General features: G+C 67.4%; 4 protein-coding genes and 1 tRNA gene. 2 read left to right on the forward strand and 3 right to left on the reverse strand.

Annotation, left to right across the window (positions count from 1 at the left end):
- Both J1N50_RS08890 and J1N50_RS08895 read right to left on the reverse strand, forming a co-directional pair.
- Window positions 1–1,027, reverse strand: a 1,027-nt coding sequence (locus tag J1N50_RS08890; protein WP_215353043.1) for a Glu/Leu/Phe/Val family dehydrogenase, incomplete at its 3' end; no start/stop codon positions are given.
- Window positions 1,028–1,125: 98 nt separating this feature from the next.
- A tRNA-His gene (locus J1N50_RS08895) sits at window positions 1,126–1,202 on the reverse strand.
- Window positions 1,203–1,304: 102 nt separating this feature from the next.
- On the opposite strand from J1N50_RS08895, the gene J1N50_RS08900 reads away from it, so the two are divergent.
- Window positions 1,305–1,985 carry a prolyl hydroxylase family protein gene (locus tag J1N50_RS08900; RefSeq protein WP_246553281.1) on the forward strand — a complete coding sequence of 227 codons (681 nt, stop codon included), beginning with the start codon at window positions 1,305–1,307 and terminating at the stop codon, window positions 1,983–1,985.
- A gap of 21 nt (window positions 1,986–2,006) precedes the next feature.
- Here J1N50_RS08900 and J1N50_RS08905 read toward each other — a convergent pair whose 3' ends face one another.
- Window positions 2,007–2,753: an SIMPL domain-containing protein gene (locus J1N50_RS08905; RefSeq protein ID WP_215353050.1), complete on the reverse strand. Its 747-nt coding sequence runs from the start codon at window positions 2,751–2,753 to the stop codon at window positions 2,007–2,009.
- Window positions 2,754–2,885: 132 nt separating this feature from the next.
- Between J1N50_RS08905 and J1N50_RS08910 the strand changes: the two genes are divergently transcribed.
- On the forward strand, window positions 2,886–4,664 hold the full coding sequence (locus tag J1N50_RS08910; protein ID WP_215353067.1) for an ABC-F family ATP-binding cassette domain-containing protein: 1,779 nt from the start codon (window positions 2,886–2,888) through the stop codon (window positions 4,662–4,664).
- The last annotated feature ends 71 nt before the right edge of the window (window positions 4,665–4,735 follow it).

Consider the following 4,735-nt stretch of genomic DNA (forward strand, 5'->3'; position numbering starts at 1 on the left):
GCGCCATCCGGTCGGCCACGACCGACGCCGGCGTGCCGCTCGCCTTGCTCTCGGCCCAGATTTCGGCCAGCCGCCCGGGGATCAGGTGAATGCGATTCTCGACCTCGTCCTGGCTGCCCTGCCCCAGATATTCCAGCGCGACGTTGATGATGCCGCCCGCGTTGATCACATAGTCGGGGGCATAGACGATGCCGCGATCGTGCACGCGCTGGCCGTCGGCCGCGGTCGCCAGCTGGTTGTTCGCGCCGCCCGCGATGATCGGCACGCGCAGTTTCTCGATGCTGCGCTCGGTCAGGATCGCGCCGAGCGCGTTGGGGCTGAGGACATCGGCCTCGATCTCCATGATCGCCGCCGAATCGGCGAGTTCGGCGCCCAGCTCTTCGGCCAGCGCCTTGGCGCGCGCCAGATTGACGTCGGCCAGCGTCAGCTTCGCGCCCTCGGCCGCCAGCCGCCGCGCGACCCCGCCGCCGACGCTGCCGACGCCCTGGATCGCGACGCGCACGCCCGCCGCGTTGTCGGTGCCCAGGCCTTCGCGGATCGCCGCCTTGATGCCCAGATAGACGCCCAGCGCGGTGAACGGCCCCGGATCGCCGCCGGCCTCGCCGCTCGCGACGGGCAGGCCGCTGACATGCTTCGTATGCTTGGCGATCTCGACCATATCCGCGTCGGTGATCCCGACATCCTCGGCGGTCACATAGGCGCCGCCCAGCGACTCGACCGCGCGGCCGAATGCGGCCAGAAGTTCGGGCGTCTTGGCGCCATTCTCGTCGGCCAGGATCACACCCTTGCCGCCGCCCATGGGCAGTCCCGCCATCGCATTCTTGTAGCTCATGCCGCGCGACAGGCGCAGCGCGTCGGTGATCGCCGCGGCGCGCTGCGGATAATGCCAGTATCGCACCCCGCCCGCGCCGGGGCCGAGGTGCGTCGAATGGACCGCGATGACCGCCGTCAGCCCGCTCGCCCGATCGCGGAACATGTGGACATGCTCATGATCGTCGAAATCGGCGAAATCCCAGACAGCAGACATGCGCGACTCCTCGCGTTAGAAAATTACGTTAAGGCGTAATAATCCGTCATGGGGCCAGTGTCACCCCAAATCCCGCATATGCGCAACGATGGTGAAAATGGGGCGACCAATGGGGCTCGAACCCACGACCTCCGGTACCACAAACCGGCGCTCTAACCAACTGAGCTATGATCGCCACACGCCGGGCGAAACCGCCTGCGACAGCGCGCGGCGATAGGCGCGCACCCCCTGTTCGTCAAGCATTGTTCGCATCGCCCCGCGTCACTAAAAGCGCGCCATGGCTGGCAACGATCATGTCGACATGGCGACCTCGGGCGCCGACCGCACCGCGGACCGGCTCTCCGCGGTCCCCGGCATCCGCCGCGCGCCCTCGCCGAAGCTCCAGCAGTTCATGCTGACGCGCTTTCTCGACCCCGACACCTGCGCCGCGCTGATGGCGCTGATCGACGGCGACGCGCGCCCCTCGACGATCGCCGACCCCAACGGCGACGAAGCCTTCCGGACCAGTTCGACCTGCGATCTCGACCACCGCGTGCCGATCGTGGCCGCGGTCAATCGCCGACTTCACGATCTGACCGGCATCCCGCTCGAATATGGCGAGCCGTTGCAGGGACAGCGTTACGACGTCGGCGAGGAGTTCAAGGCGCACACCGATTATTTCGATCCCGGCGGCGCCGACTGGGAAACCTATTGCGCGATTCCCGGCCAGCGGAGCTGGACCCTGATGATCTACCTCAACGAGCCGCCCGCGGGCGGCGCAACGCGCTTCCTCGCGACCGGCAAGATGCACCAGCCCGAAACCGGCAAGCTGATCGCATGGAACAATATCCGCCCCGACGGCACCCCCAACCCCGACACGCTCCACCACGGGATGAAGGTGCGCAAGGGCCGCAAATATATCATCACCAAATGGTTCCGCGAGCGCCCCTGGCCTTGGGCCGAAGGGGAGCTGGCCTGAAGCCGGCTCCCCGGAGCGATATTACCGAACCAACCGATACTGGAAACTCAACGTCAGCGTATTGGCAACCTGCCCCGGCTCGACCGGCGTCGCCTTGGCATCCATCGCCTGCAGGCGCACCATCGGCGGCATCGGCGGCGGCGGCCCGCCAAAGCTGCCACCCTCGCTGATCGACACCAGCTCGGCGCCGCGATAGCCCGCAAGCCGCGCATAGTCCGCCGCCTTGGCCTCGGCTGCCTTGATCGCCGCGCCGCGTGCGCCGACGAGCTGCGCGTCGGGATCCTTCATCCCGAACCACGGGCCGTCGACATTGGTGCCGCCCGCCGCGACCAGCGCGTCGAGCAGCGGCCCGATGTCGTCGATCTTCGATGTCGTCGCGCGCACGCTGTTCGACACCTGATAGCCGATGAAGCGCGGCGGCTGGCCGTTGCCGTTGTTGCTGTAATCATATTGCGGCGACAGGCTGATGCCGCTCGTCTGGATGTCCTCGGCCTTGATGCCCTTCGCCTTGGCGGCGGCGATCAGCTTGTCCATCGCGGTGGCATTGAGGCGCATCGCCTCGACCGCGGTCGGCGCTGTCGTCGTCACCCCGGCGCCGACGGTCGCCTGATCGGGGCGCGAACGCACGTCCTCGCTCACGCTGAAGGACAGAATCGGACCCTGCGTCGTAGCTGTCGTCACCGTCGAACCTCCTTGCTGCGCGATGGCCGGCGTTGCGGCCGCCAGCACCAGACCGGCAGCCATAGCGGTGAGCATTTGCTTCGTCATTTCATTCTCCTGTGAACCGGCGTTCCGGCCTTGTGTGCCCGCCCCTCCAACGCTGACGGAGCGGGTGCGTTCCGGCCTTTGCGCCGACGGCGCTTGCATGATGCTGAACGCACCAGTAGCGAGCCGTTCATCATGGCTGCCCCCATTCTCTCTTACGAAGGAGTCGGTCTGGTTCAGGGCTCAGGCTGGCTGTTCCAGGATCTCGACATTTATATCGGCGAGCGCGACCGGCTCGCGCTCATCGGCCGCAACGGCGCAGGCAAGACGACATTGCTCAAACTGCTCGCCGGCCGCATCGATCCCGACAAGGGCAAGCGCACGATCGTCCCCGGCACGCATGTCGTGCTGCTCGAGCAGGAGCCCGACTTCCGCGGTTTCGCGACGCTGATGGACCATGCCATCGCCGGCCCGGACGCCCCGCCCGAGCATGAGGTCGCCGCCATTGCCGACCAGCTCGGCATCGACATGGGGCGCGAGGCCGCGAGTGCCTCGGGCGGCGAACGCCGCCGCGCCGCGATCGCCCGCGCGCTCGCGCAAAATCCCGACGTGCTGCTGCTCGACGAGCCGACGAACCACCTCGACCTCGCGGCGATCGACTGGCTCGAATCCTGGCTCGCGCGCTATACCGGCGCCTTCGTCGCGATCAGCCACGACCGGACCTTCCTCACCCGCCTGACACGCCAGACCCTGTGGCTCGATCGCGGCAGCATCCGCCGCAAGGAGATCGGCTTCGGCGGCTTCGACGCGTGGATGGAGGCGGTGTTCGCCGAGGAAGCGCGCGCCGCCGAAAAGCTCGACGCCAAGCTCCGGCTCGAGGCGCACTGGCTCGAACGCGGCGTCACCGCCCGCCGCAAGCGCAATCAGGGCCGCCTCGAAAAGCTGCACGAAATGCGCGCGACCCGCGCCGCGATGATCGGCGGCCCCGGCGTCGCCAAGCTCGGCCTCGCCAACGACGACGTCCGCTCGAAATCGGTGATCACCGCCGAGCATATCACCAAGCGCTTCGGCGACCGCACGATCATCAGGGACTTCACCTTCCGCGTCCAGCGCGGCGACCGCATCGGCATCGTCGGCGCGAACGGTGCGGGCAAGTCGACCTTGCTCAAGCTGCTCACCGGCGAAATCCAGCCCGACGAGGGCAATGTCACCCTCGCGCCGACGCTCGACGGCATCGTCATCGACCAGCAGCGCAGCCTGCTCGCGCCCGAAAAGACGGTACGCGACGTCCTCGCCGACGGCGGCGACTGGATCGAGGTGCGCGGGGTCAAGAAGCATGTGCAGGGCTATCTCAAGGACTTCCTGTTCGATCCCGGGGTCGCCAACGCCAGCGTCGGCGCGCTTTCGGGCGGCGAACGCTCGCGGCTTTTGCTGGCGCGCGAATTCGCCCGCGAATCGAACCTGCTCGTTCTCGACGAGCCGACGAACGACCTCGACCTCGAAACGCTCGACCTGTTGCAGGAGGTTATCGCCGATTACGAAGGCACCGTCCTTCTCGTCAGCCACGACCGCGACTTCCTCGACCGCACCGTGACGGTGACGCTCGGCCTCGACGGATCGGGCAAGGTCGACATCGTCGCCGGCGGCTACGCCGACTGGGAAGCGAAGCGCGTGAAGCCCGTCGCCGCGAAAGCCAAGGCCGCAGCCGGCGAAACCACGCCTCCCCCACCGCAGGCGCGCAAGAAGCTGAGCTACAAGGACCAGCGCGACTACGACCTGCTCCCCGCCCGGATCGAGGAGATCGAGAAGGAAATGGCGGCCATCGAAACCGAGCTCTCCGACGGCAGCCTGTTCACGCGCGACAACGCGCGCTTCAATGCGCTGACGGCAAAGCTCGACAAGCTGCGCGATGACAAAGCGGCAGCCGAGGATCGCTGGCTGGCACTGGCGGAAGAGGTCCAAGCGCTGGGGTAAAGTCAGCATTGGGGTGGGGAGCGGACGTAAAATCCTCCCTGTCGCGAAGCGATGGGGAGGGGGACCGCCGC

Origin of the sequence: Sphingopyxis soli (assembly GCF_018682675.1) — a bacterium.
Lineage (GTDB): Bacteria > Pseudomonadota > Alphaproteobacteria > Sphingomonadales > Sphingomonadaceae > Sphingopyxis > Sphingopyxis soli.